Source organism: Methanomethylovorans hollandica DSM 15978 (assembly GCF_000328665.1).
Classification (GTDB): Archaea; Halobacteriota; Methanosarcinia; order Methanosarcinales; family Methanosarcinaceae; genus Methanomethylovorans; species Methanomethylovorans hollandica.
Genome location: NC_019977.1, coordinates 2,147,984 through 2,174,722, shown reverse-complemented (window position 1 = coordinate 2,174,722; position 26,739 = coordinate 2,147,984). Strand labels below are relative to the sequence as shown.

Sequence of the window (26,739 nt, the reverse complement as noted above, 5' to 3'; positions counted from 1 at the left end):
CCTAATTATACATCAATGTACAATTTAAAACATTGATGTGTATAATGGTGTTATCATGCAGTCGTACATACAAAAAGTAAGTGCAGGTGAGAACCTGACATTGCAAGAGGCTGAGAAGGCAATCACAGAGATATTCACTCAGGCCACAGATGCCCAGATAGCCGGATTGCTCATGGCTTTGAAAATGAAAGGTGAGACTGCTGATGAGATCGCAGGGTTCGCATGCGGCATGAAAAAAGCTGCCAGGAGCATACACCCTGATGTAAAAGGCACACTTGTGGATGTCGTGGGAACAGGCGCTGACAGACATAAGACCATCAACGTTTCAACTGCTGCTGCCATCATTGCTTCTGCTGCAGGAGTGAATGTGGCAAAGCACGGCAACCGTGCTATCACTTCTCTTTCCGGCAGTGCGGATGTACTGGAGCAGTTGGGGATAAAGATCGATAAAGATCCTGAACATGTGAAAGAATCGATTGAAAATATAGGCATCGGATTCATGCTTGCGCCTGTATTCTATCCTGCAATGAAAAGAGTTACAGGCATAAGGAAGGAAATGGGTGTAAGGACGATTTTCAATATCCTGGGTCCTCTTACAAATCCGGCAAGTGCTGATGCACAGCTCATAGGCGTATACGACCCCGGCCTCTGTGAGGTCTTTGCACAGGTGCTTAAGAAAATGGGTGCAAAGCGGGCTATGATCGTACATGGGGACGGCATGGACGAGATCTCCAATATCTCAGAGACCAAGGTTGCAGAGCTTAAAGATGGCAAGATCAGGACATATACGATCTCTCCTGAAGACCTGGGCATCAAGAGAGCAAAGGCTACAGATATCGTAGGCGGCACGCCTGCAGAGAACGCAAAGGATATAATCTACATTTTCAAAGGGGAAAAGGGACCTAAAAGAGATCTTATTGTCATAAATGCTGCAGCCACACTCTATGTTGCAGGTGCTGCGGACTCTTTGAAGGAAGCTATACCCATGGTCGAGGAAGTCATTGATTCAGGCAGGGCCATGGGAAAGCTCAGACAGTTCAGCGACAAGACCTTTGAGGGCATAGAATATGCAATTTCCTATAAGGGCGAAGATCTGCGGTATGCGGTGTGCTGAAGACATAGCAATGGCCGTGAAGTTTGGAGCTGATGCTGTGGGGTTTGTAACGGAAGTGCCAGTACCTAGTCCCAGAAGGCTCGACGCTGCATCCGCATCTGCCCTTATAGAACAGGTGCCGTTGTTCGTGGATTCTGTGCTTGTGATCATGCCGGAGAACGGGGAGGAAGCTGTGGAACTTATTGACATATGCAAGCCAGACATCGTCCAGCTGCATAGCGACCTCTTACTTTCAGATCTTGAATATGTAAGAGATAATGTCCGGCAGAAGATCATCAAAACATTTGCCATACCTGTTGACACACATAACATTCTGGAAGAGATGGGTCCTGCAATAGCTACAATAGAAGAGAGATTCGAGAATGATCTTATAGATGGCGTACTGCTTGACTCCAGCAAAGCCGGTATCGTGGGTGGGACCGGCGCTGTGCATGACTGGTCCGTAAGCAGGCAGATCGTGGAAATGCTTGAAGCTCCAGTGATGCTGGCAGGCGGCCTGGATCCAGAAAATGTACGCCAGGCAGTGGAAGAAGTAAGGCCCTATGCAGTGGATGTTGCATCCGGAGTTGAGAAAAATGGAAAGAAGGACCCTGATAAAGTGCGCAGGTTCATTTCACAGATAAGGTGTGCAAATGGTTGAGTTCGATCTTAATAAAGATAATTTTATTGCTCTTGTTGAACGCTCAAAGACACCCGCCATCGTACAGCTAATGGCTAAGGTGGACAGCATATGCACTCCCCTGCAACTGTATGCGACCTTGCAGAACGCAAATTATTCATATCTTCTTGAATCAGTGGAAAAGGAAAAAAGGCATGCAAGATACTCTTTTGTGGGTTCTGAACCAGAGATCGTGGTAGGTATAAAGGACAGGTACCTTACCATCGATTGCCAGAAGAATTCCGAGCTTTCAAAGTTCATCTATGATAAAGTAAAAGCAATGGGGACTACTGAATCGCTTATAGGAGGCAGGTTCCGGGTACAGTTAAAGGAACAGGATGATGATTTTACTGCCTTCCGTGAGGTGTTCCCTACAAGCAACAATGTTGAGATGCTTAATCAGAAACGTTTTGACAGGCAAACGTTCCTTGGGGGGGCTATCGGTTACAACGGTTATGAACTGGTTTATGATTCCTGGATCGACAGGGAGAAAAAGCCGGATGCTGACACACCTGAGATGCATTTTGCCATAATGACCAAGACTTTTGTCTTTGATCATATAACCAATGAAACATATCTGGTCATCACTCCGTTCGTTACAAAGGAAAGTGATCTTGAAGCAGTATACGAACACGCTTTAGCAGATGCGCAGCTCATGGAGCGCTCACTGCACATGTCTTCAGTGATAGGCATCAGTTCCGATATCCTGGCAAAGGTAAAGTCAGAAGAACCGGTTCCAGGCACTGATCAGGAAACCTTTGAAAAAGCAGTGCTGGCTGCAAAGCAGCACATCATTGACGGCGATATCTTCCAGGTAGTGCTTTCACGCAGGTACACTGTCAAAATTAGCCAGACCCCCCTGCAACTGTACATAAGGCTCAGGGACATAAACCCAAGCCCTTACATGTATATTTTCAATTTCAAGGATATCGGTATCGTGGGTGCAAGCCCTGAGACCCTCATGACGGTCTACGACAGGAAGGTCATCACCAATCCTATTGCAGGGACATGCCCCCGGGGCAAGGATGAGGGCGAGGACAAAGAACTTGCCTCTCACATGCTTAAAGATGAGAAGGAAAGGGCAGAACATATCATGCTCGTAGACTTAGGACGCAATGATGTGAGGATGGTCTCAAAAGGCGGAACAGTCAAGGTAGATGACCTCATGAGCGTGGTAAAATATTCTCATCTTCAGCATATAGAGAGTACTGTAAGTGGAGAACTGAGGGATGAATGTGATCAGTTCGATGCCACACGCGCCATCTTCCCGGCAGGTACGCTATCCGGTGCACCCAAGATACGCGCAATGGAGATCATCGATGACCTGGAGCCCAATGCAAGAGGCATATACGGTGGTGGCGTGGGTTATTATTCCTGGAATGGTGATGCCGACTTTGCCATAGTCATCAGGACGGTCCTGATCAGGAACAATACTGCCTATGTGCAGGCCGGAGCAGGTATTGTGGCAGATTCAGATCCGACATACGAATACCTGGAAACCGAACGGAAAATGGCCGCAATGATAAAAGCCATCGGGGGAAAATAATGAGGGTATTGTTCATCAATAACAAGGATTCTTTTGTCTGGAACCTTGTGGACTATGTATCCATATTCGAGCCGGACACAGTGGTCGTTCCAAATACCGTCTCTTCAGAAGAAGTACGGAAGATAAAGCCGGATGCCATCGTGATATCGCCTGGGCCGGGCACAGCTCACAAGGCTGGAGATGTGGGCAACTGTCTTGGTATCATAAGGGATCTTGGTCCCCATATCCCTGTGCTAGGTGTGTGTTTTGGTCACCAGGCCATCAATGCAGCTTTCGGAGGCAGTGTCGGACATGCAAAAGGCGGTCCGATCCACGGCAAGACATCTGACATCAGCCATGATGGCTCACGTCTATTTGCTGGTATACCACTCACCTTCAAAGGAGGAAGATACCATTCCCTTGCCATTGAAAAGCTGGCGGATGAACTTGAGGTGACTGCAAGGACACCTGATGGCATTATCATGGCAGTGGAACACACGAAGTATCCTATATACGGTGTGCAGTTCCATCCGGAATCCGTGCTTACTGAAAGCGGGATGAAAATCGTCGAAAACTTTCTAATAATAGCTGGCATGCATAAGGATTAAGCCTTTGCAGGTTTATTGAGGATCATGCTTATAGGGATCACAGGAACACCCGGAACGGGTAAAACATCGGTCACAGTCCGGCTGGAAGAAAAGCCCGGATACCAGGTGATCCACCTCAATGAACTGATCAGGGAAGAGAAGCTTTACTCTGAGGTGGATTCCGAAAGGGACTGTATTGTGGCTGACATGGACCTTGTGGAACAGCGGGTCATGGAAAAAGTCGACATTTTCAGCCCAGTTACTATACTTGACAGCCATCTTTCCCATCATATTGCTGATATTGTCATCGTGCTTAGGGTATCTCCTGACAAACTGAGGGAAAGGTTACAGCAAAGGAACTATTTTGAAAATAAGGTCCAGGAAAACCTGGAAGCTGAGGCTCTGGATGTTATCCTGTTCGAATCAGTGGAGTGGTGCGACAAGGTCTTTGAAATAGACACCACTGACCAGACCATTGGGGAGACCATTGCAGATATTGAAGAGATCCTCGATGCACTGCTCAAAGGCCGGGATGAACAAGTAGCGGCAAAATACAAACCTGGTTCTGTGGACTGGAGTGAGGATTTTTTTGCATAGTTCCTTTGAAGCAGTTATCGAAAACACCCTGATCTTATAAAATGCGTCTTGATGAAAAAATAATAGGGATTGAAACCAAAAGAGATATATCTTTCGTATATCGTAATATTCGATAGACGAATTATTTTTGGGGGAAATGAGATTTGGATGAGAATGTCTTACTTCATAAGATCATCGACATCATTCAGTACAAAAATGAATATCAGCTTCAGACATCCAGGATCCCTCCTCAGGAGATGTATGTGCTTGAGAGGATATACTTGCACAACAACATACTTTCAAAGGACATTTCTCAAAAATACAATATTCCTCCATCCACGCTCACGGGGATCCTTGACAGGCTGGAAAATAAAAAACTCATTGCAAGGTTGAAAACAAACAAAGATCGAAGGTCTATAGAGCTGGTAGCCACGGAAAATGGGAAGTCGGCTGTTGAAAAGCATATTACAGAGGACCATATCTTTGCCAGGAACCTGTTCGATGGTCTGGAACCTCTAAAAAGAGAGCAGTTCAAAGCACTTCTTGAGGAACTGCTTGATAATATCGAGTTGGTGTCCATGTTCTTTCCAAAGCACCGATAGGAAGGAGGTATTGGATTTGCCATTGCTTGATCTTCAGGACGTATCTTTTGTCAATGATGGTAAGACAATTCTCAGAAATGTATCCTTTGTTGTTGAGGCTGGAGATTTTATCTCTATAGTTGGTCCTTCAGGCAGTGGTAAAAGCACATTGCTAAAACTTTGCAGTCATTTGATAAGTCCGACAGCTGGAAACATATTCTATAAAGGCATAAATATGACCGAGCACATTTCAACGGAGTTAAGAAAAAACATTGCTTATTGCTCTCAATCACCTTGCCTTTTTGGCAATAATGTGAAGGAGAACCTGGATTTTCCCTTCTCCGTCAGAAATATGCACTTTAACGAAGGCAGGGTAAAGGAACTATTTTCATTGTTCAATATATCCCTCACTTTTCGCAATGCAGATGTCCAAAACCTTTCAGGGGGCGAGAAGCAAAGGATATCGCTGGTAAGAGCTTTATTGTTCCTTCCTGAAGTTCTGCTGCTGGACGAGGTCACATCTGCCCTTGATGTGGAAAATACACGCATGGTTGAGGATGCTATTTCTTCCCTGAACAGGGGTGGTATTACTGTCCTGTGGATCACACATGATCCTGAACAAAGCCAGAAGTATGCAAATAAGATCATTACTCTGGAAGCTGGTGAGATCAGGTCACTGGAGGCTTTAAAATGAATGGTTCAGTAGCTATCGATAATACGTCGTTGCTCATTGCTTCATCCCTTGTGTTGGTGTCGCTATATCTGTCATACTCACAAAAGCTGGGCCTTGAGAAGGAAACACTTGTCAGTGTGGTAAGAGCTATTATCCAACTCGTTATTGTAGGATACATCCTTGAATACATATTCGGTCTTGAAAGCCCTCTGTTTACAACTCTTCTGCTTCTTTTTATGACCTTCAGCGCTGCATACAATGCTTCCAAAAGAGGGAAGGGCATTAATAAAATACTGGTCATATCTTTCTGCTCCATTGCAACAGGCACAGTGCTGACCCTTTCTGTACTTGTATTCTCGGGGACAATAGCATATGAGCCCTACCAGATAATTCCTGTGGCCGGTATGATCATCAGCAATTCCATGATCGCACTTGGACTATGTTATAGGCAGATGCTGTCTGATTTTAAGATCAAGCGTGAAGAAGTAGAAACTAAACTATCGTTAGGGGCAGATATCCTGCCTTCTTCTGTCGCAATTATAAGGGATGCGATCAAAACAGGTGTTATCCCAACGATTGACTCTGCAAGAACATTAGGGATCGTATCTCTTCCGGGAATGATGACGGGATTGATACTTGCCGGAATATCTCCCATTGAGGCAATAAAATATCAGATCATGGTCACTTTCATGCTGCTCTCGACCACTTCTATTTCTTCCTATGTGGCTTGCTACCTGTCTTACAGGAACTTTTTCAATAACAGGAAACAATTGATCTCAATTAAATGAAAACAAAACAACATTTAAAAAATATCCGGGAACATCTTAATTGAAGGCAGTAGCTCTAAAATAATATTTCTTTCTGGGAAACCTATATATTCAATTTATTGATTTTATCAGACACTTTACAGATGTCACAGCATAAAAAGTTCAAATTCGGTGCGATTATTTATGGATATGAGAGAAGCTGTCAAAAAGGCCATTCACTATGGTGCCATACAGGGCATACTGCAATATTACATATGCCCGGAGGAATGTGAAGCTCATTGCTGCAAGCATGGCCAGATCCACATATTCGAGGAAGAGTACAGAATTTTCTCTCTCATTGATCCACAAAAGGCAAAGAGGATACAGAGCGAGATGCCTGCAAGTCCTCTTTACAGAATAGAGACGCCGTGCTCTTTTTTAAAACCACATAACAGATGCGGTGTTTATTACGAGCGCCCCATTGTGTGTGGTCTGTATCCGTTTAAGGTAAACACTTCAGGCAATTCCATAGGCTTACAACCCTGTCCAGTAGGTTTTCTGATCATCAGGGAGTTCGCATTGTGGATGATCTCCAATATCTCAAAAGCAGGCATATCCGATGAAGAAAAGACCAGGGTTATAGCACAATGGGAAAACACCATCGAGTCTTATGCCGAAGAACTTTCCGGATTTCACATGAAGAATACTTTAAAAGAGATTCAAATACCTTTCGATGAACTGGAAATGTTTGCCATGTATATGGCTTCAAAGGATCTGCCGAGAATTAATTCTGGTGTGGATTTAGGATAGCATTTATACCTCGGTTAGCAGAAGAACATTTAGATTAGGCTCGAAAACCATTTTATATCATCTGAAAGAACATTAAACCATGAAACGATCAATTGGAGCAAAGACACTCGCGTTCCCGACACCAACATGGGTTGTCGGTACATATGATATGAACGGAAAGCCAAACGCCATGACCGTAGCCTGGGCCGGGATCTGCTGTTCTGCCCCTCCCTGTATCAGCGTGTCTTTACGAAAGGCTACCTACAGCTACGGCGGCATCATAGAAAATAAGGCATTTACCGTAAGCATTCCTTCCGAAGATCATGTAAAAGAAGCCGATTACTTTGGCCTTGCAAGTGGCCGGGATGAAGATAAATTCAAGACAACCGGTCTGACCCCTGTAAGGAGTGAGCTTGTAGCTGCTCCCTATGTCGGAGAGTTTCCTTTCGTTCTCGAATGCAAACTGCTCCACTCATTTGAAATAGGGCTTCACACCATGTTTGTCGGAGAGATAGTCGATATCAAGGCAGAAGAGTCCGTACTTGACGAAAACGGAAATCCCGATATAGAAAAGATCCGACCGATTATATATGGGCCAGGGAACAGAACCTACTACGGCATTGGACCTGATCTTGGAAAAGCTTTCTCTATAGGGAAAGAACGCTGAATGATAAAAAGCGATGGAATTGAGGGTATGTATAACTCCTCAATTTCGGGGTGAGGGTCTAGGTGGATAATTATTCTGGATCTACTGTCGGATGTTGATGTAAACAATCTACTTTGGGCAATTGACTTTGATCATTAGAGGATTTACAGGCAATAAGGAGATCTAATATGAGAGCAGACAGAAAATTATTCCTGATTTTACTAATTGCATGTATCTTTGGGACAATAGCTGTACTGCCTTATACTCTTACTCTTCAGGGAGAATTACTTCAGAATTTACCTGTACCTTTATACGTCCTCCTGGCTGCTCAGCTTATCCAATCTATAGTATTGTTTGGTATTGCGATCTTTGTTGGCCTTCATCTTGCCAAAAAAGTTGGACTTGGCCTTCCGATCCTTGAAGGATGGCTTGAAGGCAGGGAAGTTAAAAGTTATTTAAGATCCATACTTGGAATATCGATAGGGCTTGGAATTCTGGGCGGTATCCTTATAATCGGACTTGATATTTTGTTTTCCTTTGCCGGCGTACCGATCAGTTTAACTCAGGCTTCAATAACTCCTCCTGCATGGCAGGGCCTTCTTGCATCGTTTTATGGCGGGATAAATGAAGAGGTACTGTTAAGATTATTCGTAATGACTCTCATTGCATGGATAATCTTCAAAATCAAATCAATAGAAGAAGGAAAGCCAACAAATGCAGGTATGTGGTTAGCTATCATTATAGCAGCTGTTATTTTTGGCATTGGCCATTTACCGGCAGTAATGGCTATAACAACGCTCACACCGCTGGTAATTGCCCGTACCATTGTTCTGAATGCTGTTGGCGGAATTATATTTGGATGGCTTTATTGGAAAAAAGGTTTAGAAGCGTCCATGATATCACATTTCTCTGCGGATCTAGTGTTGCATGTGATGTTACCATTGATAGCAGTGATCTGAAGTATCAGCTTTTGCACCTATGGGATAACTTTTTTACTGCAAATTATTTTTAGCACAAAGTCGCAAGGTGCAAAGCTTGTTACTTGCTTCTTTGCGCCTTAGCATCGAGAAAAAATTGTGTAGGTAGATTACAAAAGAGGCTTATCGAAAATCTCTCTTAAGCATTTGATATCTCTCTTATCTTATTCAGTACCATGATAGCATCCTGTTTTTTAACATCCGTCTCCTGATTGCGGCAATAGTCCAAAAGTTTTTTTCCCATTTCTTCGGAAAATAACCCGGCCTTTATTCCCTTCTGCACCACTCCGAAATAGCTTCTCTGCCCGTACTGTGTCTTCTTGGCTATGTCAATCAGTTCCGAACACAAAGACGGGACAATAATACCTTTCTCTGATGCAGCTTTTAATGTTTCACGTATGTTTACCATGGGAGAAGATACCGGTTCAAAAGTATCGGGGTTTGTGGCCACTGCGACTTCATCATCGTCCTCAATAACACCATCTCTGTACCATTCGTATATCCTCCCAACACCGATCATGCCATGAACATCAAGTTCAGAGGCCCTCAAAGCCCCCATACTGCTGCCTCCGATAACCGTTACACCGGACTCAAGAGCTTTAATGATCTCCTTGTGTGCTACAGCAGCCCTGTTAAAGAAAGTGCCATCAATAATGCCTATGGTCCCATAACCCTCGCGGAGAACTTCATCTATATTCCCCCGGAAGATAGGGGGCTTGTATGTGGCATCCAAGAGTCTCTTTGCTTCTTGGTGACTTATGCTGGTGCCTGTGAACACTACGATCTTTCTGTCGTTCATCAATGGTGCATTCTCCGCTTCCATGGCCTTTCATCTGCAGACAGTTTTCTGCGGGGAGCTTTCTTGATCCTGCTACCCATGCGTTCGTGATCAATAGTGTACACCTCGAATGTGGGCACTGTGACCCGCACTACCGGTACACCTATACTCTTTCTGGAAAGGTCGACAACCACCGCACGTTGTGCTACATTGCCTATCTTTTGAAGTAGCAGATCAATATTAGCAGAAGGACGGTCATTGGACAGGTCCTTGATGTCGGCAAGCTTCACTTTTTCTCCTTCCTCATACCAGTAGCTGTTCATGCGTTTGATGCGCTCATAGCCGATATCCCTTACAAACTTCTCCCTTTCGGTATCCTCTCTGGCACCATGTATCTGTACCACTCTTGACTGTGCGGCTTCAGTAATGGCCCTCCTCACAGCTATGGAAGGGTCGAGATGCGAGCCCGCACCCATTACAAGCAATGCTGGGTCCTTGAGCTGCACATCATCCAAGGCAGCTACCACTGTAGGAACATCAGTATCATGGAAGAGCAACCAGAGTTTGATATCTATACCATTCTCTTTACACATCTGAGCAAGCCTGTAGTTCTCCCCGTCATCTTCACTGAGCACAATTTCCTTTCCGGGAAAACGATTGAACTCTGCAATGCTTAGAGCATCCCTTTCCAAGACTTCCAGCAGTCCATGAAAAATAGCCTCTTCAATAGTGTTACCTGCAGCCAGACCATTTGTATTGGTACGGAAAAGTTTTAAAGAAAGTCCAGGGGGATCGTACGGATGATATACGGCATTAGAGGGTAGGAGAACCTCTTCTTTTTTCAGCAGGTCCCATCCGGTAGTCCATTCAACACGGGAAGAAGACGCCGGTTTCTCGGAAAGCAGGAGTGAGCGGGGTTCTATAAGAGTGTAACTACTACCGGCAATTTCCGGTGTTTCTATAAACTCTTTGGAAGCTATGCTCTCCTGCACATCTTTATTAACACCACTGCGTTCTGCAAGACACCTCTCAAAGCTTTCCATGATAGCAGATATACGCGCTTGCACCTCATTAGCTCCCTTTCCGGAGTATACTGAGATGGCACCCTCAGCGGCGCTGGGCCTGATGCTGGAGAATACGGGTATGCCTATCTTGTCGAGGTCGGTGATGTTGGCAATACGGGTCACTCCAATATCCTTGAGCAGGGGCTGCACCCTTTGAAGGGTTTCCTCTTCCGTGAACACACGCTGGGTTCCCTCTATGTAGGTAAGTGATTCGTCTATGATAATCTCAGGCATTAGTATCGAAACTCTCCTGCATGTATTATATGTTTTTCGACGTCAATTTTATCTCTTATATTTAATAAGCGTTAAATATTTATATATTAAAAAACAAATGTGAGGCTCAGCAAGCCCCACAAAAATAAATATGTTTATTATGTGTATAATAATGCCAGAAGGCTTGTCCTGTCTAAAAAGAGAGATGAGGTGTAATATGAATACAAAAACACAAGAGAAAAGTAGGAAAAACGATTCCTGCCGTTCATCCACTGATTGCTATACAGTGGTCGGTGGGGTCATAAAAGGCAGGCTTGATCCAGAAGATATGGACCTGTACCGTTTCATGGTCGGTGGTCTTCAGGCAAAATAGCCTGCAAAACTATTTTTTACAGGCTGGCGTATTAGGTCGCATGTACGATCTCCCAGCAATAAGAAAGGATTTTCCTCTTCTTGAGGAATTTATATATCTGGACAATGCTGCCACAACACAGACCCCTGTGCCGGCAGTAAAAGCCATGGAGGAATATTTTTACAAATATGCCGCCAATCATGGCAGAGGAGCCCACAGGCTTGCACGGATGACTACCGATAAGTACGAAGATGCCAGAGAAACAATTGCATCATTCCTTAATACTGATGTTACTGGAACTGTTTTTACCCGCAATGCCACAGAAAGTATAAATATGGTGGCGTACGGCCTGCAGTGGCATCCTGGCGACCATGTGATCGTATCCATTGTGGAACACCACTCCAATCTGTTGCCCTGGTTGAGGTTACGTGACCATGGAGTAGAGGTAACAGTTGTACAGGCCAATGAAGAAGGAGTTGTAGCACCTGAGCAGATCGATCTAGCACTAAAAGATAACACGCGTCTGGTGGCTGTCAACCATGTGACCAATGTTTTCGGCTCCATTCAGGATGTCAGGAAGATTACCAGAATCGGACATAAAAATGGTGCGCAGGTGCTCATAGACGCCTCCCAGTCCGCGGGACACATGCCGCTGAACATAAAAGAATTAGGTATGGATTTTCTGGTAACTCCGGGGCACAAAGGATTACTGGGCCCGCAGGGAACTGGTGTTCTCTGTCTCAGGGATCCTGATTCAATTGAACCAATGTACTTAGGTGGAGGCATGGTTAGTTCTGTATCAATAGACAGTTACCAGATAGAGGCAAGCCCTGCACGCTTTGAGGCAGGTACACCCAATATTCCCGGAGTCATTGGTCTTGGCAGAGCTGTGGAATATGTACGGGATACAGGCATTGAGGATATAGAAAAGCATGAAACAATACTGGCAAAGAAAGCTGCTTCCCTGCTTGCCGAGATACCTCAGGTCCAGGTATATGGTCCTCAGAACAGGGCAGGAGTTGTATCTTTCAATGTGCGGGGAATGAATCCGCATGATGTGGCCATTATACTTGACCAGACACGTAAGATATGCGTGCGCAGTGGTTACCATTGTGCCATGCCCGCAATACAGAGTGTTGGTCTTAAAGGCACAGTACGTGCATCCTTTGCCCTCTATAACACTATGGAAGAAGTAGAGGCACTTGTAGAAACTGTTTCAGATATAGCTACACTTGTTGCGTAAAAGTATATTAACAAGAATACTATCACATAGTGTTGGATGGGTGGTTAGTTGCAAGATATACTGGTCCGGAGTGCTACAGTAAACGATATCGCGCATATTATGGACATAGAACACGAATCTTTTTGTGAGAATGTGCATGAGGACATAACGGTTTTCAGAGATCGCATCACAACTTTTCCAGATGGGTTCCTGGTCCTGGAAGTAGCAGGGCATGTTTGCGGATATATATCTTCAGAGATCTGGAATTACTCGGAAAATGTAAGGGAAGATATGTTCTATCTGGGCCACAGCATCACCAGTGTCCATGACGCTACAGGGTCAGAGCTGTATGTCTCTTCAATAGGTATCCTTAAAAAGTATCGTGGAAAAGGATATGGAAAACTATTGTTTTCAGAACTGTCCAGCAAGGTTACTGAAAAATACAATATTTCAAGCATGATCCTGATAGTTTCAGTTCAGTGGATGCCTGCAAAAAAGATATATGAGAGCGATGGTTTCAGGGAAACAAAAAGGATACATGGATTTTTCAATGATATGGCTAATTCGGATGCTATTGTGATGAGAAAATACCTTTGATATACGGAACCGTATTTTCAGATAGATTATTCATAACTAATTGAAACAACATTTTATATTAATATAATGTAATTTACTTAATTAACAAGGAGGCATCTGATTGAGCAAGGACATGTTAATGTGGGACGAAACTATTTTCAGGAATCCCGAAATACTTGAACTAGATCATGTTCCTGAATATTTTGCTCACAGAGATAGCCAGTTGCAGTCACTCAAATTTACTCTCAGACCTGCTGCAAGAGGCATGAGGCCTCTCAACTGTCTCATAAGCGGTCCCCCGGGCACCGGAAAGACAACAGCCATCAAAAAGGTATTCGCTGAGCTGCAGGAACATGTCAAGAATGTAGTCTTTGTGAAGGTCAACTGTCAGATAGATTCCACTCGCTTTGCCGTTATGGCTAAGATATATGAAAATCTGCTAAAGGTTTCTCCCCCTTCTTCGGGAGTGTCCTTCGGAAAAGTTTTCCAGAAGGTTGTGAACCACCTTATAGCCTCTGACAAGATACTCGTGGTTGCCCTTGATGATATCAACTACCTTTTTCATGAAGGTCATGCCGATGAGGTTATGTACTCTCTCCTAAGAGCACATGAACAATACACAGGAGCACGTATCGGGGTTATAGCTATTGTGAGCGATACTGGTGCCATGTACAAGTTCGATCCCAGGGTCGGATCTGTCTTTTTGCCGGAAGAGATCGCTTTTCCAAGGTATGAGTATGGTGAGTTGCAGGACATTATCAATAATAGGGTGTACCACGCATTCTTTCCACATGTTGTACCCTCTGAGGTACAGGAAAAGATAGTTGAGTACACAGACCTTACAGGTGACCTGCGCATAGGGATAGATCTGCTCAAGAGAGCTGGCCTGAACGCAGAGAGAAAAGCAAGTCGTACAGTTTCTATAGAAGATGTGGAAAAAGCATACGAAGCTTCCCGACTTTTACACCTGTGCAGGAGCATAGTTTCCCTTAATGAACATGAGAAAACATTGCTACGTCTAATAGCTCAGGGCAAGGACCCTCAAACAGGGGAACTTTACAAGGAATTCCATGAAATCACGCAACTTGGATACACTCGCTTCTATGAGCTGGTACAGAAACTTAACGCTTTGCAGTATATAGATGCAGATTTTTCTGGAAAGGGCATGCGTGGAAGGACCAGGATCATAAAAACTCGATATAATCCGGCAGACATACTCCATTGTCTTGAAAAGTAATTTTTTTCTTTTATAAACAAATAAATAAAAAAGAGATGTAAGCGCAGATGTACTGCGCTCTGTTCTATTGGAATTTGTTTATTCCATGCCCATGCCGCCCATTCCTGGTGGCATGTTTGGCATCATGTCTGCGCCAGATGGACCTGCGGGTGCACGGGTTGAAGCAATGATATCATCGATCCTGAGGATCATAACAGCAGATTCTGCAGCTGCATTGATCGCCTGGGTCTTGACCCTGAGAGGTTCCACAACGCCAGCTTCCCACATATCAATGATCTCGCCAGTGTACACATTAAGACCTGCAGTCTTGGATCCCTTCTCGTGGTGAGCACGCAGCTCCATGAGCTTGTCTATGGGGTCAAGTCCTGCGTTCTCTGCAAGTGTTCTTGGGATGATCTCAAGTGCCTCTGAGAATGCCTTAACTGCAAGCTGTTCCCTGCCGCTGAGGGTCGCTGCATACTCATAGAGTCTCAGTGCGAGTTCTACCTCAGGTGAACCGCCGCCTGCGACCAGTGTCTCATCCTCTATAGCAACTCCGACCACTCTCAGTGCATCGTGCAGTGCTCTTTCGATGTTATCTATGACATGCTCGGTACCGCCGCGCAGCAAAATTGAGACTGCCTTGGGGTTTTCGCAACCAGTGATAAAGGTCATCTCGTCGCCGCCGACCTTCTTCTCTTCTACAAGTTGTGCTTTGCCCAGGTCCTCGGCTGTGATCTCATCGAGGTTGGTAATGAGCCTGCCGCCTGTTGCTCTGGCCAGCTTCTGCATATCGCTCTTCTTGACACGCCTCACTGCGAAGATACCGCTCTTGGACAGGAAGTGCTGTGCCATATCATCGATACCCTTCTGACAGAATACAACAGTTGCACCGCTTGCCACAATCTTCTCGACGATGCTCCTTATCATCTTTTCTTCCTGGTCAAGGAAGGACTGTAACTGGTCGGGGGATGTTATTGAGATCTCTGCGTCAACTTCGGTTTCCTTAAGCTCGATAGCTATATTGATAAGAGCTATCTTTGCATTTACAACCTTTTTGGGCATATTGCTGTGCACACGCTCTTTATCGATGATCATACCGGTGATGAGCTCGGATTCCTCGATACGTGCTCCAACCTTCTTTTCGACATTGATGTTGTCCATCTCTACCTTATTCTTACCGTCGGTAGTGTCAACAATGCTCTTAATAGCGGATACTGCGATCCTGGAAAGCACGTCCTTGGTAGCCTCTGCACCTTTTCCGGTCATTGCTGTCCCGGCGATGTTCAAGAGAATAGCCTCATCATTAATGGTGACTTTCTTTGAAAGGGTTTGAAGGATATCTGCAGCCCTTTCTGAAGCAAGCCTGTACCCGGAAGCGATAATAGTTGGGTGAACGTCCTGCTCTATAAGCTCTTCTGCTTTTTTCAGCAGTTCGCCTGCTATTACTGCTGCTGTGGTGGTACCATCGCCCACTTCATCGTCCTGGGTCTTGGAGACCTCTACGATCATTTTTGCAGCCGGGTGCTCTATATCCATTTCTTTAAGAATGGTTGCACCATCATTGGTGATAACAACATCTCCGAGACTGTCCACCAGCATCTTGTCCATGCCTTTTGGTCCCAGGGTAGTCCTCACTGCTTCTGCAACTGCCTTTGCGGCCATAATGTTGTTGCTCTGAGCGTCTCTGCCTTTTGTTCTCTGGCTTCCTTCTCTTAAGATGAAAATCGGCTGTCCAGCCATCTGTCCTGCCATTTGTATTTATCCTCCTTAATAGTGTAATAAGGGATTAGTTTTATCAGACGTTTTTTAATGATTGTAGTTCTATATATCCTTTACGCATGAGTTTGGTCAAACCCACTTAAAGACAAAAAGTGAAAAATCGCAGAGTGATATCGAAAACACTATGAATACTCTGCCATTGAAAAAAGAATAATCTTTACTTGACTATAGATTTCGGAGAGCGCCTTATGAATCTTCTCTTTGCACCCGATGCCATATACCTCTGTGCAGGGCCGGGGTGTGCCTTAGCTTCCTCTGCTTTCTTTACCTTTATGGTCCTACCTTTTCTTCCTTTGACCTTTGCCCATACTATGCTGCCTGTTTTACCCATTATGAATCCTCATGTAATATTTGAATATCGATAATGTAATCATAAGTAAGTTTAGCATTAGAGGCGATGCTCATAATTAAACTTTACGGGAACATTGCTCTTTTTTGACCTTGCTGCGGAAAGCCTTCAGAATACATTGAAGATAGACTTAATAACGTACCGGTCAAATGTTGGTCATCATCAATGGAGTTGGTCATTGTAGCCAGACCATCTATAGAAGAACAGATACTTGACATAAAAATAGAGCTCCATGATCTGGAGGAATACCCAGTGGAAAAGCTCTGCGAGATCATCAAAGAGGTAGGCTTTGAGTGTGATATGTGCGCAAAATGCTGTACTCATGAGTTCAACGATCATATTTTCCTGCTTGATCCGGAAGTACGCCGTATCAGGGAAATAGCATCTGATACCTTGAAACCTGCGCCATATTTTGAATTTTGCGATAACAACGGGGCTTTCTATGTTTCCGGCTACGCGCTGCGTACCAAAGAAGATGGGTCATGCATGTTCCTTGAAGGAGGAAGATGTCGGATCTACGAAGACAGGCCCTTGATCTGCAGGCTTTATCCGTACATGCTGCACCGTGAAGCAGATGAGTCCGGGAAAATGGACTGGAGACAGATCAGCGGTCTGAACGAACATGGATGCTATCATTCAGAGATAACCGATGAAGAATGCGCCAGTATAGCGTCCCTGACAAAAGAATACGAAACAGCATACCTTAAGCATCATATATGGTTTCTGGAAACGGTCAGTGCACATTTTAAAAAAAACCACCTGAAACATGTCCAGAGCATCTATGACCGCATGATGCGCAAGCTGAGTAAAGGTCAAAAAGTGAGGGTCATGGTATTTTGTAATGGGAAATTCGAAGAGCACCTGCTTTGAAAGCTACAATACCCAGATCATCACAGAACATTCACTCCCATGAACCCGTTATCTTGCCGTTCAGAGCAAGCTTGCCAAGTTCACTGTTAACCTTTTCGCTTACCTTGCTTGGAGACACACGAGCATAAGGTGTTCCAGGCAAAGGTTCAAGATAATGTGCCCGCACTTCACCGCCTTTGATGCATATCCACTTTATAAGTTCAAGGCTCATCTCCTGCTCTTCTTCGGTTTCATCAGGGAAACCCAGGATAAAGTCAACAGTAGGTGTGATCCCATGTTCAAAACAACGTTCAACGGCTATTTCTACTTCCCTTACACTGTGACCCCTGCGGATCTCTCTAAGAACACATTCACTGCCGGACTGTGCACCAAGACTGATCCTGTCATTGGTACAATACTTGTTCACCATTTCCAGAGATTCGTCTGTCACGAACTCTGGTCTCACTTCCGAAGGAAAAGTACCAAAATAAATGTCCTTGTTCCCGATCGCATGCAACGCTTCCAGTAGTTTTTCCACCTTATCGAACCTCGGATGTATACCATCGCCTCCATAGGCGAACGAATTAGATGAAACGAACCTCAGGTCCTTATAGTGCTGAGCATACTTCACTATGGAATCTATACTGCGGTGCCTTACTTTACTGCCGAACATCTGTGGGATCTGGCAGTATTTACACTTCCAGGGACATCCCCGGCTGATCTCTATGGGAGCTTTGATAAGATGCGGATCGAAACAGGGGAAATCATCCAGTTCTATAGGCTCCCTTTTTGGAGTGAAGATTATTTTTCCATCGGTATCCCTGTAGGCGATACCTTTGACAGTGCTCACATCTCCACCTTGCAGCAACGTTTGTACAAGCTCTGGAAGTGTTGCTTCACCTTCACCTATCACCACATAATCAAAGTATCGCAAAGTGCCTTCAGGATCTCCAGATGGATGAGGGCCACCAGCTATGAAAATTGAATTGGTGGTTGCATTCTGCACTTCCCTGAAAACGCTTGCTGCCTGCCTGGTCACCAGACTATAGATCATTATACCGTCAGTGGGTGTTTTAACTCTGCGTATACTGGGCAGCAATGGTGCAAGCGCAGCAAGGCTGAAAGCGTTCTTTCTTTTCCACCTCAGACAAATTTCCATTAGTACCCCACTTTTTCAGTAACTTTTTGCATTTTCAGGGTCATTATCCTTCAGGTACTTCGACATACCCTTCACTACTATTTACTTTTATGGACATGCCATTCTTGAGGATGGAACCTGGATCCTTCTCCAGTCTGTCAACCAGCGGTATGGCAGAAATAATAGCACCTACAGCAACTATAGGCTCAGATTCCAGGTTGATCATGGCTGCAGGGGCAACGCCGTTCTTGAAGAGCTGGTATATTACATATGAACCCACAGTCGAGCCCTTCCCATGAGGGAAGACCAAGACCTTGTCCTTGATCGACTGCCCGAAAAGTTCATGGTTGCCATCCACCACTTTCCCGGTCTTAGGATCTATGTTACCCAAAAACGAGATGGTATCACTCGTAATCAGCACTTCCCCCTCTGCACAGCCTCTGGAAATGGTCCGGCACTTGACCTTCATTCCTTCACCGCCTCCCTGATACATTTATAGATATCACCAAAGAGGGTGGGAACCCCACACATACCGGGTACGTATGCCAGGGCTTTGCCGGAATTCACCATCATCGCCTTATATTTTTCAGTTGCCGGTGATACGACCATACATGTATCGCAGATCACTTTTGCCCCGCTTTTCTCAATGGACTTTACAATTCCAGCATACTTGTTTGCAACTTCCCTGGAAGTGCAGATCCACACTTCCTTACTAACGGTCGTGCCTTCAAGCAATCCTGCTATCAGAGAAAGTTCGGCCGGGGAACAATGCGGACAGCCTATTGTTATGATATCCAGGTCATTGATGTCGGGTTTTGTCTTGTCGTATATTTCCCTTATCTGACTTTCCTCGATGACTATGTTCTCATCGGGCCTTGCAAATTTGTTCTTCCTTGCTTCAGGGGTAACGCCTTCCACATGATACAGGGCAACAGCTCCGGAAGCGGCCATGGCAGCACCCAGCGACTTCAGCTCTTCATTGTCAGGCTTGCCTTTCAGGATGAACAAAGGCACTCTGCTGCCCACTATATTCCCTACGATATACCCAAGGGCACCGTAATCAGAGCCCTTCAGTTCATAATCCACTGTAACCGATACTGTGGGTTTGCGCATCTCATCGAGATGGTATCCATAGTTGGCAGTCTTGCCCACAAGGGCTGCCGAGAGAGCTGATGGACCACCTTCACGGTTAGTCCTTGCCCCGATGACGGAATTTGCATAGGAGACTGCGGATGACTCGCTCCATGCAAGGTGATCTGCGCAGATGGCATTGAATCCTTCCAGATAATAGGGAGTACACGTGCATTTGGAGCTGATACCCAGTTTTTCGTAAGCTTCAATAATAAGCTGTTGTTTATGTGCAAATTCCGGATCTATCCGCATTTTTTCCCAGTCCTGCAGGTCCATGCCCGCAGGATTGAGTATGGAGGGGATCCTTACTTTGCCATGCAGATCAGATATCCATTCCAGGCCTGCATCGCCTATGGTCTTGTAGGAAACACCGGCAATCTGTGCGCTCTTGACAGGAATTAGCCTGTCAGCACCGTAAATATCGCCCAGGGAAACCAGTATCTCAATGGCCTTCCGAAGTGTTTCGCCTTCTTCGCCATCGAGCATTGCCTGTTCTTCTGTTGTAAGATACATGGTCCACCTACTCGGGCATCTTCGCCCTTTCAAATATCTCCACCTGTTTCAGGACTTTAGTGGCATCTATACCTATTTTTGTAGTTGTGCCGTCAGGTGCGCCCCGCGGGTCCAGGGAACTTCCCCGGACATTGGTAATGATCATGACATCCATGTCGCCCTTTACGCGGGTCGCAATGGCGAACTCCACGTCCTTCGGGTCGAAGATATCGATGTCCTCGTCCACTACCACCACATGCTTAAGGCTTGTGTGGCTTGCAAAGGCTGCTATGATAGCGTTCTTTCCATCACCTTCGGTCTGCTTTTCGATCTGCACCACTGCATGCAGATAACAGCATCCGCCTTCTGTGAGCACCACGTTCTTCGCTGTGGTCACCTCGCTCACAGCTCTGTATATTTTAGGTTCGTATGGCACACCCATCATAAGCAGGTGTTCCGGTCCCGCCGGAAGGATGCCGTGATAAATGGGATCTTTCCTGTGTATGATCTTTGTAATGTGTATAACAGGTTCAGGACGTATCTCGTCATAAGTGCCGGTGATATCAACAAATGGTCCTTCTGACACACGTTCCACAGGGTCGATGTAACCTTCCAGTACGATCTCAGCGTGAGGAACTTTCACGCCATTGCTGCATGCGAACAATTCCACCGGAGCACCTCTAAGAGCTGCTGCATAGTGGAATTCTGTTCCTACGGGCACACGGGTGGTTGAGGCGAACGTTATTACCGGATCGGCACCTATGACAATTGCTATCGGCAGTTTGTCTACCTTTGAAGCAGCCTTTTTGTGCAATACATAGGTATGCCTCGGAGGCACAAGCCTTGCAGCCAGCTTATCCTTATCAAGCACCATCAGGCGGTGTATGGATGCATTCATGGAGCCTTCGTACTCACTGACCACGATACCGGCAGTGATGTAAAGACCTCCGTCCTTTGCAAAATGTTTCATAATGGGGAGGCTGTACAGGTCAACCTCCTCATCCACAACTTCCATTGTAGGAGACCCCGAAACTATTACTACCTCCCCGTTCGGCTGGACTTCAGAAAGTTTCTGAATGATCATATCCCGGGGCACTCCGAGCATGACTGCAAGCTCATCCCGCGTACCCAGCAGGTTCATGATCGCTTTCTTTCCCTCGATATCATGGAAAAACACAGGTCCAGGTGTCTTTTTCGCTATCCTGGGTGCTTCGAACTCCCTTGAAACACTCTGCCTGATATCCGTGATCTTGCCATTGCTTCTTAGCTGTTCTATAAATTCTCTCATCGTATCTGGTTATTACATGCTCGGAGAGATACATACATTTTTCGTGTAAGAATGGTTAGGTAGGCGAGATAATAGACCCTCTCTATTCTGAGAACTGATCCGAAAATAGAGGATTATAGACACAAAGAATGCTAAGTTGAAAGAATTGAAAATCTATAGACGATGAAGCACCGAGGGATTAAAATACAAATATAATAATTGGAGCTATGTATTAACGTCTTATAGCAAGAAGAAATCAGAATCTGTAAGCTGTGTGCATGGCTTTTAGATACACAGTAATTATTTTTACCATATTGATTCCTTTATCACCCGATTAAATAAAAATCTGTATATTATGCCATATTTCTACATTCTGAAAGCGATTTAGAACTTTTTCACTATGAACCTATGAAAACGATTTATTTATAAGATGTTGGAATGAATTCAAATACATGATTAAACCAGATTGGAATATATTTAAAGCAAAGTTTAGTGACAATCCTCACAGAAATTTTGAGTGGTTATGCTATTCTCTTTTTTGTCAAGAATACGACAAGACTCCGGGCATTTTTCGATACAAAAACCAATCTGGGATTGAGACAAACCCTATTAATAAAGAAGGGGAGGTAATCGGTTGGCAAGCAAAATTTTATGAGACTCCTTTGAAAGATCATCTCGATGATTTCACTGAAATGTTAAACAAAAGCAAAAGAGATTACCCCGATATTACTAAAATTATTGTTTATACAAATCTGGACTGGACTAAAGGAACAGGGCAAGATGCTCCAAAAACAAAAAAAACTATAGAACAAAGAGCCAATGATTTAAGTATTGAAATCGATTGGAGAACAGCAAGCTTTTTTGAATCCCCTTTTGTAACAACTACCAATGAAAATATAGCATCTCACTTCTTTTTGTTAGATGGAAGTATTATTACCCTTTTAAAAGAAAAAGAAAAAAGTACAGAGTCATTGCTATCTCAAATTCAAACATATATAGAGTTCGATACTGAAAAAATAGAAATTGACAGAAGTAACATTTTACAAAAGATTAAAAATAACATTAGTGAAAGACAGATAATAATCTTAAGTGGAGTTGGAGGAGTAGGAAAAACTGCTGTCATTAAAAAATATTACCAAGAATTAGAAAAGAAGATTCCATTCTATATTTTTAAGTCTAATGAGTTTAACGTAGGCAACATAAAGGTTCTATTTTCAAATTTTAATTTACAAGATTTTATAGAAGCTCATAGAGAGGAAGAAAATAAGATTATTGTCATTGATTCGGCAGAAAGATTATTGGATCTACAAAATACAGATCCTTTTAAAGAGTGTCTATCTGCCATGATAAAAAACAATTGGAAGATTATTTTTACTACAAGAACTAACTATTTAGAAGATCTCAATTACCAATTTATTGAAATTTATAAGATTATACCTTACAATATAGATCTACAAACTCTAGATGAAGGCAAATTAATTGAACTATCCCAGAAGCATGGGTTCATACTTCCAGAGGATAAAAAAGTAATAGAACTTATCAAAAATTCGTTCTATTTGAAAGAATACCTAAAGTACTATACAAAAGAAAACCTTGGTTATTTGAATTTTAGAAACAATTTGTGGAATAAAGAAATTAAAAAATCAAAGTCAACAAGGGAACAATGCTTTTTACATATTGCTTTGCAAAGAGTTAAAGAATCTCAATTCTTTGTGACCCCAAATTGTGATCCATATATTTTGGAAGAATTATACCATGATGGAATATTAGAATATAATACAGCAGGTTACTTCATTACTCAAGATATTTATGAAGAATGGGCATTAGAGAGAATAATTCAAAATGCATATTTAAAAAGGTCTAATAATTTAGATTTTTTTGAACGAATTGGAGAAGAGCTTCCGATTCGTAGAAGTTTTAGAAATTGGGTCTCAGAAAAGTTATTATTAAAAGATGAATCAATTCAACAATTCATTGAAGAAGCAATCGATGATGAAAAGATTCAATTATATTGGAAAGATGAGATTTTAATATCGATTTTACTTTCTGATTATTCAGATACTTTCTTTGAATTGTTTGAAGAGAAATTGCTAGAGAATAACCAAGAACTACTGAAAAGAATATCATTTTTACTAAAAATTGCCTGCAAAGAAGTTGATTACGAATTCATTACACAATTAGGAATTAAAAAATTAAATTTGTATCCAATAGAATATATATTTTCCAAACCCAAGGGTGAGGGGTGGAATAGTCTTATAGAATTTACGTATAAATTTTTGAATCAGATAGGAGTGGAAAATACTTCTTTTTTATTACCCATAATATACGATTGGAATGGCAAATTCAAGCACGGAAAAACCACAAAATTATCTAGTCTAATAGCTTTAAAGTATTATCAATGGCTAGTTCAAAAAGATAGCTACTATTCTCATGGTGATGTCAAAGAAAATCTTTGCAAAACTATTTTATCTGGTGCATCCGAAATCAAATATGAATTAAATCAGATCTTTGAAAACATATTAAATAATAAATGGAAAAGATACGGAGATCCATATTATGATATGGTAAATACTATTTTGATTAAATGCATGGAAAACATTGAAGTTATTAAGACACTTCCCGATTGCATATTAAAACTTGCAGATTTATTTTGGTTCCAAATCCCTGAAAAAGAAAAATTTGAGTCGTATTCAATAATGGAAATTGAAAAGTATTTTTGTATAGAAGAAAATCATCAAAATTACTATCCATCAAGTGCATTTCAAACACCTATTTATTGGTTACTTAAACGTTCTCCCGAGAAAACAATCCTTTTTATAATCAAATTTACTAACAAAGTAGTTGACTGTTATGCAAAGTCGGACTTTGCAAAATATGAAGACAAAATTGAAGAAGTAGAAGTCACAATTGATGATCGCACTTATAAGCAATACATTAATGATAGACTTTGGAACACTTATAGAGGTACAAAAGGATCTACTTATCTACTTGAATCAATCCATATGGCTTTAGAGAAATTTCTCTTAGATTTTGGGAAATATACAGATCAACAGACTTTAGAAAGGCTGCTATTGTTTTTGCTAAAAAACTCGAAATCAGCTTCTATTACAGCAGTAGTAACTAGCATTGTTTTAGCATATCCCGATAAAACTTTTAATGTTGCAATGGCGCTATTCCAAACTAAGCAATTACTATTCTATGACACCCAAAGATTATTCTCTGAACAATACAATAATAATACCCTTTTGGGTTTAGCTGGATTTAGGATAGACTACAAAAAAGAAATATATGCAGACGAGAGGAGAGAAGCTTGTGATGATAAACACCGAAAGCTATCCATAGAGAATATAATTTTAAACTATCAGCTTTTTAGGAGCAAAGATATTAGCGAAAATGAGGCAGATAGAAAACAAAGAATTATATGGAATATTCTTGACGAATATCATCAAAAACTACCAAACAAGCAAGATGAAACTGAAGATGATAAAACATGGCGACTCTTTCTAGCAAGGATGGACAAAAGAAAAATTAAACCTACAATCGAAGAAAAAGAAGATGGTTTTGTTATTCATTTAAACCCTGAGATCGATTCTGAACTAAGAAAATACATAGACAGATCAGTAGAAAATGACTTGGAACCAATGAAATACGGCAGATTAAAATTATGGGCTAAATATAAAATACAAAATGATCAAAGACATCAACAATATACACAATATGAAAATAATCCTCAGCTTGCATTGAAAGAAGTTAAAGAAATAGTTTATACTTTAGAGCAAGCCCCTGAAGATACGTTCTATCTTTTTAATTATTCCATCCCTGCAGAGGTTTGCTCTATTTTATTAAGAGAGTACTTTGGAGATATCAGTGCAGATGATAGAATTTTTTGTAAAGAGGTCGTTCTAAATGTTGCTTGTCATTCTTTACAGCCAAATTACAAATATCAAGTATCAGATGGAACACAGTCAACACTTTCTGTTCTTCCTCTATTGCTTCAAAAATTTCCAGAAGATAAAATAAAAATAAAAATAATTTTGATATTAACCATGTTTAAAGACGAAACTTTTGGCATGGCAGGAACAGAATTCAATGAATTCGCTATTATAGGAATCGATAGTATATGGTCAGTAAATTTCAAAGAGGCTCAATCTTTACTTTTCGGATATTTACTCCTAAAACCGAGATATGAAGCATTAAAAAAAGATCTTCGATATGGAAAATATGTAAGAAATACACATGACTTATATACGGAAGTGAATCAAAAGTTCTTAACAGAGAATGAAGAAGATATAAAAAAAGTCATCGAGAACAAGATATCATTTGATGATTTAAAAAATATCGAGCAATTAGATCCACGTATATTAAAAACAGCTTTTAAGATAATCCCATTAAATACCGACAATAACGAGCATAAAATAATTGCTCAGTCTATTATTTCCACTTTTGCAAAAGAACTATTATCTAACAGAACCAAGAAAATAGTTGATTATAACACTGGGCACTCCTTTTTAAAAAAACTAGCATATTTTACGTTGAGTTCCTCTGAACAAGATATTCCTACTTATCTAAGGCCATTTATTGATAATTTCAGCAGTTCAGAAGCTATAGCTGACTTATTTGAAGAATTCATAGTAGCAGAATATAGGTTGAATAGCTACAATAATTTCTGGAAAGTATGGGATATGTTTTATGAGAAAGTAGTTGATTTATGTAAAGATGGTGATAAACAAAAGGATGTAAAAAGTATTGTGCAAAGTTATCTTTTCGCTCAAACCTACTGGAACGAAAAAGACACAGATTGGCAAACACTAACAGATGCTAATAGACGATTCTTTGCAAATATAATAAAAAAGATAGGGCCTTGTACTTCTACCCTTTATTCAATTTCAAAATTGTTAAATGGTATAGGAAGTAACTATCTTAACAATGGCATATCTTGGATTTCTGAAATATTGACTACTAATCAGAATTTATGGAATGAGAAGTTAGAGACAAATACCATTTATTATATAGAAAATATTGTGAAGAAGTACAGTTATAAGAATCGGGAAGATATAAGAAAAACTGTAAAATTGAAACAAGAACTTTTAGTTGTATTAAATTTTTTAATTGAGAAAGAATCTGTCGTTGGTTACATGGTAAGGGAGGATATCCTATAGTATTTTGACATCGAAACACTTTCTACAAAAATTTATATTAAAATTACAATTACGATTAAGGCAGTGATTCAATTGTTTTTAATGATGGAATTGTTCTATGTACAATTTGTGCAATTAATAAGCATCTTTCGTGTCAATGTCTACAGAATATTCGGGTTCCGTTCTTATCATAGAATTAGGAATCGATACACTGAATCATAATTCTGAAATAGTATCTGATGTATAGAATGCTGCACATCACCAAAAATAGAATCAAAGCCCACATCATCAAGACATGGG

The 26,739-nt window shown here is 42.2% G+C and carries 25 protein-coding genes; 17 read left to right on the top strand and 8 right to left on the bottom strand.

What is annotated here, in order from left to right; translation table 11 throughout:
- The first annotated feature begins 55 nt into the window (after positions 1-55).
- The 11 genes from trpD (at position 56) to METHO_RS10415 (ending at position 8,854) form a co-directional block, all read left to right on the top strand.
- Positions 56-1,114 (top strand): anthranilate phosphoribosyltransferase, encoded by a 1,059-nt coding sequence (gene trpD, locus METHO_RS10465; protein ID WP_015325513.1) that lies wholly within the window; start codon positions 56-58, stop codon positions 1,112-1,114.
- Positions 1,068-1,754, top strand: coding sequence for a phosphoribosylanthranilate isomerase (locus METHO_RS10460; protein WP_015325512.1), 687 nt, complete (start codon positions 1,068-1,070; stop codon positions 1,752-1,754). Before trpD ends, METHO_RS10460 begins: the two co-directional genes overlap by 47 nt.
- Entirely contained in the window at positions 1,747-3,318 is a 1,572-nt protein-coding gene (trpE, locus tag METHO_RS10455) for an anthranilate synthase component I (protein WP_015325511.1), read from the top strand. The genes METHO_RS10460 and trpE overlap by 8 nt, the downstream gene beginning before the upstream one ends.
- Entirely contained in the window at positions 3,318-3,905 is a 588-nt protein-coding gene (locus METHO_RS10450) for an anthranilate synthase component II (RefSeq protein WP_015325510.1), read from the top strand. The genes trpE and METHO_RS10450 overlap by 1 nt, the downstream gene beginning before the upstream one ends.
- Before the next feature lie 24 nt (positions 3,906-3,929).
- Positions 3,930-4,481 carry an adenylate kinase family protein gene (locus tag METHO_RS10445; protein WP_015325509.1) on the top strand — a complete coding sequence of 184 codons (552 nt, stop codon included), beginning with the start codon at positions 3,930-3,932 and terminating at the stop codon, positions 4,479-4,481.
- Positions 4,482-4,624: 143 nt separating this feature from the next.
- The gene (locus METHO_RS10440; RefSeq protein WP_015325508.1) at positions 4,625-5,062 is read left to right on the top strand and encodes a MarR family winged helix-turn-helix transcriptional regulator; all 438 of its coding nucleotides are present in this window, start codon (positions 4,625-4,627) and stop codon (positions 5,060-5,062) included.
- A gap of 16 nt (positions 5,063-5,078) precedes the next feature.
- Positions 5,079-5,735 (top strand): ABC transporter ATP-binding protein, encoded by a 657-nt coding sequence (locus tag METHO_RS10435; protein WP_015325507.1) that lies wholly within the window; start codon positions 5,079-5,081, stop codon positions 5,733-5,735.
- Positions 5,732-6,502, top strand: a complete 771-nt coding sequence (locus METHO_RS10430) for an ABC transporter permease (protein WP_015325506.1) — start codon at positions 5,732-5,734, stop codon at positions 6,500-6,502. The genes METHO_RS10435 and METHO_RS10430 overlap by 4 nt, the downstream gene beginning before the upstream one ends.
- 162 nt (positions 6,503-6,664) lie before the next feature.
- Positions 6,665-7,270, top strand: a complete 606-nt coding sequence (locus METHO_RS10425; protein ID WP_015325505.1) for a YkgJ family cysteine cluster protein — start codon at positions 6,665-6,667, stop codon at positions 7,268-7,270.
- Between the two features lie 79 nt (positions 7,271-7,349).
- Complete coding sequence (locus METHO_RS10420; protein ID WP_015325504.1) at positions 7,350-7,916, top strand: flavin reductase family protein; 567 nt, start codon at positions 7,350-7,352, stop codon at positions 7,914-7,916.
- A 167-nt stretch (positions 7,917-8,083) separates the two neighbouring features.
- Entirely contained in the window at positions 8,084-8,854 is a 771-nt protein-coding gene (locus METHO_RS10415) for a CPBP family intramembrane glutamic endopeptidase (RefSeq protein WP_015325503.1), read from the top strand.
- Positions 8,855-9,011: 157 nt separating this feature from the next.
- Here METHO_RS10415 and METHO_RS10410 read toward each other — a convergent pair whose 3' ends face one another.
- Together METHO_RS10410 and METHO_RS10405 are read right to left on the bottom strand one after the other, a co-directional pair.
- Positions 9,012-9,695 (bottom strand): TfuA-related McrA-glycine thioamidation protein, encoded by a 684-nt coding sequence (locus METHO_RS10410; RefSeq protein WP_048831155.1) that lies wholly within the window; start codon positions 9,693-9,695, stop codon positions 9,012-9,014.
- Positions 9,671-10,948, bottom strand: coding sequence for a YcaO-related McrA-glycine thioamidation protein (locus tag METHO_RS10405; RefSeq protein ID WP_015325501.1), 1,278 nt, complete (start codon positions 10,946-10,948; stop codon positions 9,671-9,673). The genes METHO_RS10410 and METHO_RS10405 overlap by 25 nt, the downstream gene beginning before the upstream one ends.
- Positions 10,949-11,144: 196 nt before the next feature.
- On the opposite strand from METHO_RS10405, the gene METHO_RS13770 reads away from it, so the two are divergent.
- The 4 genes from METHO_RS13770 to METHO_RS10390 all read left to right on the top strand — a co-directional run bounded on the left by METHO_RS13770 (position 11,145) and on the right by METHO_RS10390 (position 14,314).
- A complete protein-coding gene (locus tag METHO_RS13770) occupies positions 11,145-11,300 on the top strand; it encodes a hypothetical protein (RefSeq protein WP_015325500.1) in 156 nt (51 codons plus the stop codon).
- A gap of 40 nt (positions 11,301-11,340) precedes the next feature.
- A complete protein-coding gene (locus METHO_RS10400) occupies positions 11,341-12,522 on the top strand; it encodes a cysteine desulfurase (protein ID WP_015325499.1) in 1,182 nt (393 codons plus the stop codon).
- Positions 12,523-12,570: 48 nt separating this feature from the next.
- On the top strand, positions 12,571-13,098 hold the full coding sequence (locus METHO_RS10395) for a GNAT family N-acetyltransferase (RefSeq protein WP_015325498.1): 528 nt from the start codon (positions 12,571-12,573) through the stop codon (positions 13,096-13,098).
- 100 nt (positions 13,099-13,198) lie between these two features.
- The gene (locus METHO_RS10390; protein ID WP_015325497.1) at positions 13,199-14,314 is read left to right on the top strand and encodes an ORC1-type DNA replication protein; all 1,116 of its coding nucleotides are present in this window, start codon (positions 13,199-13,201) and stop codon (positions 14,312-14,314) included.
- Between the two features lie 78 nt (positions 14,315-14,392).
- Here METHO_RS10390 and thsB read toward each other — a convergent pair whose 3' ends face one another.
- Together thsB and METHO_RS13915 are read right to left on the bottom strand one after the other, a co-directional pair.
- The gene (thsB, locus tag METHO_RS10385; RefSeq protein WP_015325496.1) at positions 14,393-16,048 is read right to left on the bottom strand and encodes a thermosome subunit beta; all 1,656 of its coding nucleotides are present in this window, start codon (positions 16,046-16,048) and stop codon (positions 14,393-14,395) included.
- A 184-nt stretch (positions 16,049-16,232) separates the two neighbouring features.
- Positions 16,233-16,406, bottom strand: coding sequence for a DUF5350 domain-containing protein (locus tag METHO_RS13915; RefSeq protein ID WP_015325495.1), 174 nt, complete (start codon positions 16,404-16,406; stop codon positions 16,233-16,235).
- Between the two features lie 183 nt (positions 16,407-16,589).
- On the opposite strand from METHO_RS13915, the gene METHO_RS10380 reads away from it, so the two are divergent.
- Positions 16,590-17,294, top strand: coding sequence for a YkgJ family cysteine cluster protein (locus METHO_RS10380; protein WP_015325494.1), 705 nt, complete (start codon positions 16,590-16,592; stop codon positions 17,292-17,294).
- 31 nt (positions 17,295-17,325) lie between these two features.
- On the opposite strand, the gene METHO_RS10375 is transcribed toward METHO_RS10380, so the two are convergent.
- Genes METHO_RS10375 through METHO_RS10360 form a run of 4 tightly spaced genes read right to left on the bottom strand, consistent with a single transcriptional unit; the run spans position 17,326 to position 21,322 of the window.
- Entirely contained in the window at positions 17,326-18,432 is a 1,107-nt protein-coding gene (locus METHO_RS10375) for a TIGR04013 family B12-binding domain/radical SAM domain-containing protein (protein ID WP_015325493.1), read from the bottom strand.
- Between the two features lie 43 nt (positions 18,433-18,475).
- Positions 18,476-18,880, bottom strand: a complete 405-nt coding sequence (locus METHO_RS10370; protein ID WP_015325492.1) for a DUF126 domain-containing protein — start codon at positions 18,878-18,880, stop codon at positions 18,476-18,478.
- A complete protein-coding gene (locus tag METHO_RS10365; protein WP_015325491.1) occupies positions 18,877-20,055 on the bottom strand; it encodes an aconitase X in 1,179 nt (392 codons plus the stop codon). Before METHO_RS10365 ends, METHO_RS10370 begins: the two co-directional genes overlap by 4 nt.
- Before the next feature lie 7 nt (positions 20,056-20,062).
- Positions 20,063-21,322 (bottom strand): UbiD family decarboxylase, encoded by a 1,260-nt coding sequence (locus METHO_RS10360; protein ID WP_015325490.1) that lies wholly within the window; start codon positions 21,320-21,322, stop codon positions 20,063-20,065.
- 431 nt (positions 21,323-21,753) lie between these two features.
- Here METHO_RS10360 and avs4 point away from each other — a divergent pair, with 431 nt between their 5' ends.
- Positions 21,754-26,460 carry an AVAST type 4 anti-phage nuclease Avs4 gene (gene avs4 / locus METHO_RS10355; protein ID WP_015325489.1) on the top strand — a complete coding sequence of 1,569 codons (4,707 nt, stop codon included), beginning with the start codon at positions 21,754-21,756 and terminating at the stop codon, positions 26,458-26,460.
- Positions 26,461-26,739: the final 279 nt, after the last annotated feature.

What these genes read in the sequence shown, in the direction of transcription:
- trpE (WP_015325511.1), top strand. Translation starts at nt 1,747, where the DNA reads ATGGTTGAGTTCGATCTTAATAAAGATAATTTTATTGCTCTTGTTGAA.
- METHO_RS13770 (WP_015325500.1), top strand. Translation starts at nt 11,145, where the DNA reads ATGAATACAAAAACACAAGAGAAAAGTAGGAAAAACGATTCCTGCCGT.
- METHO_RS10460 (WP_015325512.1), top strand. Translation starts at nt 1,068, where the DNA reads ATGCAATTTCCTATAAGGGCGAAGATCTGCGGTATGCGGTGTGCTGAA.
- trpD (WP_015325513.1), top strand. Translation starts at nt 56, where the DNA reads ATGCAGTCGTACATACAAAAAGTAAGTGCAGGTGAGAACCTGACATTG.
- METHO_RS10405 (WP_015325501.1), bottom strand. Translation starts at nt 10,948, where the DNA reads ATGCCTGAGATTATCATAGACGAATCACTTACCTACATAGAGGGAACC.
- METHO_RS10400 (WP_015325499.1), top strand. Translation starts at nt 11,341, where the DNA reads ATGTACGATCTCCCAGCAATAAGAAAGGATTTTCCTCTTCTTGAGGAA.
- thsB (WP_015325496.1), bottom strand. Translation starts at nt 16,048, where the DNA reads ATGGCAGGACAGATGGCTGGACAGCCGATTTTCATCTTAAGAGAAGGA.
- METHO_RS10430 (WP_015325506.1), top strand. Translation starts at nt 5,732, where the DNA reads ATGAATGGTTCAGTAGCTATCGATAATACGTCGTTGCTCATTGCTTCA.
- METHO_RS10375 (WP_015325493.1), bottom strand. Translation starts at nt 18,432, where the DNA reads ATGGAAATTTGTCTGAGGTGGAAAAGAAAGAACGCTTTCAGCCTTGCT.
- METHO_RS10370 (WP_015325492.1), bottom strand. Translation starts at nt 18,880, where the DNA reads ATGAAGGTCAAGTGCCGGACCATTTCCAGAGGCTGTGCAGAGGGGGAA.
- METHO_RS10380 (WP_015325494.1), top strand. Translation starts at nt 16,590, where the DNA reads ATGGAGTTGGTCATTGTAGCCAGACCATCTATAGAAGAACAGATACTT.
- METHO_RS10360 (WP_015325490.1), bottom strand. Translation starts at nt 21,322, where the DNA reads ATGAGAGAATTTATAGAACAGCTAAGAAGCAATGGCAAGATCACGGAT.
- METHO_RS10450 (WP_015325510.1), top strand. Translation starts at nt 3,318, where the DNA reads ATGAGGGTATTGTTCATCAATAACAAGGATTCTTTTGTCTGGAACCTT.
- avs4 (WP_015325489.1), top strand. Translation starts at nt 21,754, where the DNA reads ATGATTAAACCAGATTGGAATATATTTAAAGCAAAGTTTAGTGACAAT.
- METHO_RS10425 (WP_015325505.1), top strand. Translation starts at nt 6,665, where the DNA reads ATGGATATGAGAGAAGCTGTCAAAAAGGCCATTCACTATGGTGCCATA.
- METHO_RS13915 (WP_015325495.1), bottom strand. Translation starts at nt 16,406, where the DNA reads ATGGGTAAAACAGGCAGCATAGTATGGGCAAAGGTCAAAGGAAGAAAA.
- METHO_RS10410 (WP_048831155.1), bottom strand. Translation starts at nt 9,695, where the DNA reads ATGGAAGCGGAGAATGCACCATTGATGAACGACAGAAAGATCGTAGTG.
- METHO_RS10420 (WP_015325504.1), top strand. Translation starts at nt 7,350, where the DNA reads ATGAAACGATCAATTGGAGCAAAGACACTCGCGTTCCCGACACCAACA.
- METHO_RS10365 (WP_015325491.1), bottom strand. Translation starts at nt 20,055, where the DNA reads ATGTATCTTACAACAGAAGAACAGGCAATGCTCGATGGCGAAGAAGGC.
- METHO_RS10445 (WP_015325509.1), top strand. Translation starts at nt 3,930, where the DNA reads ATGCTTATAGGGATCACAGGAACACCCGGAACGGGTAAAACATCGGTC.
- METHO_RS10415 (WP_015325503.1), top strand. Translation starts at nt 8,084, where the DNA reads ATGAGAGCAGACAGAAAATTATTCCTGATTTTACTAATTGCATGTATC.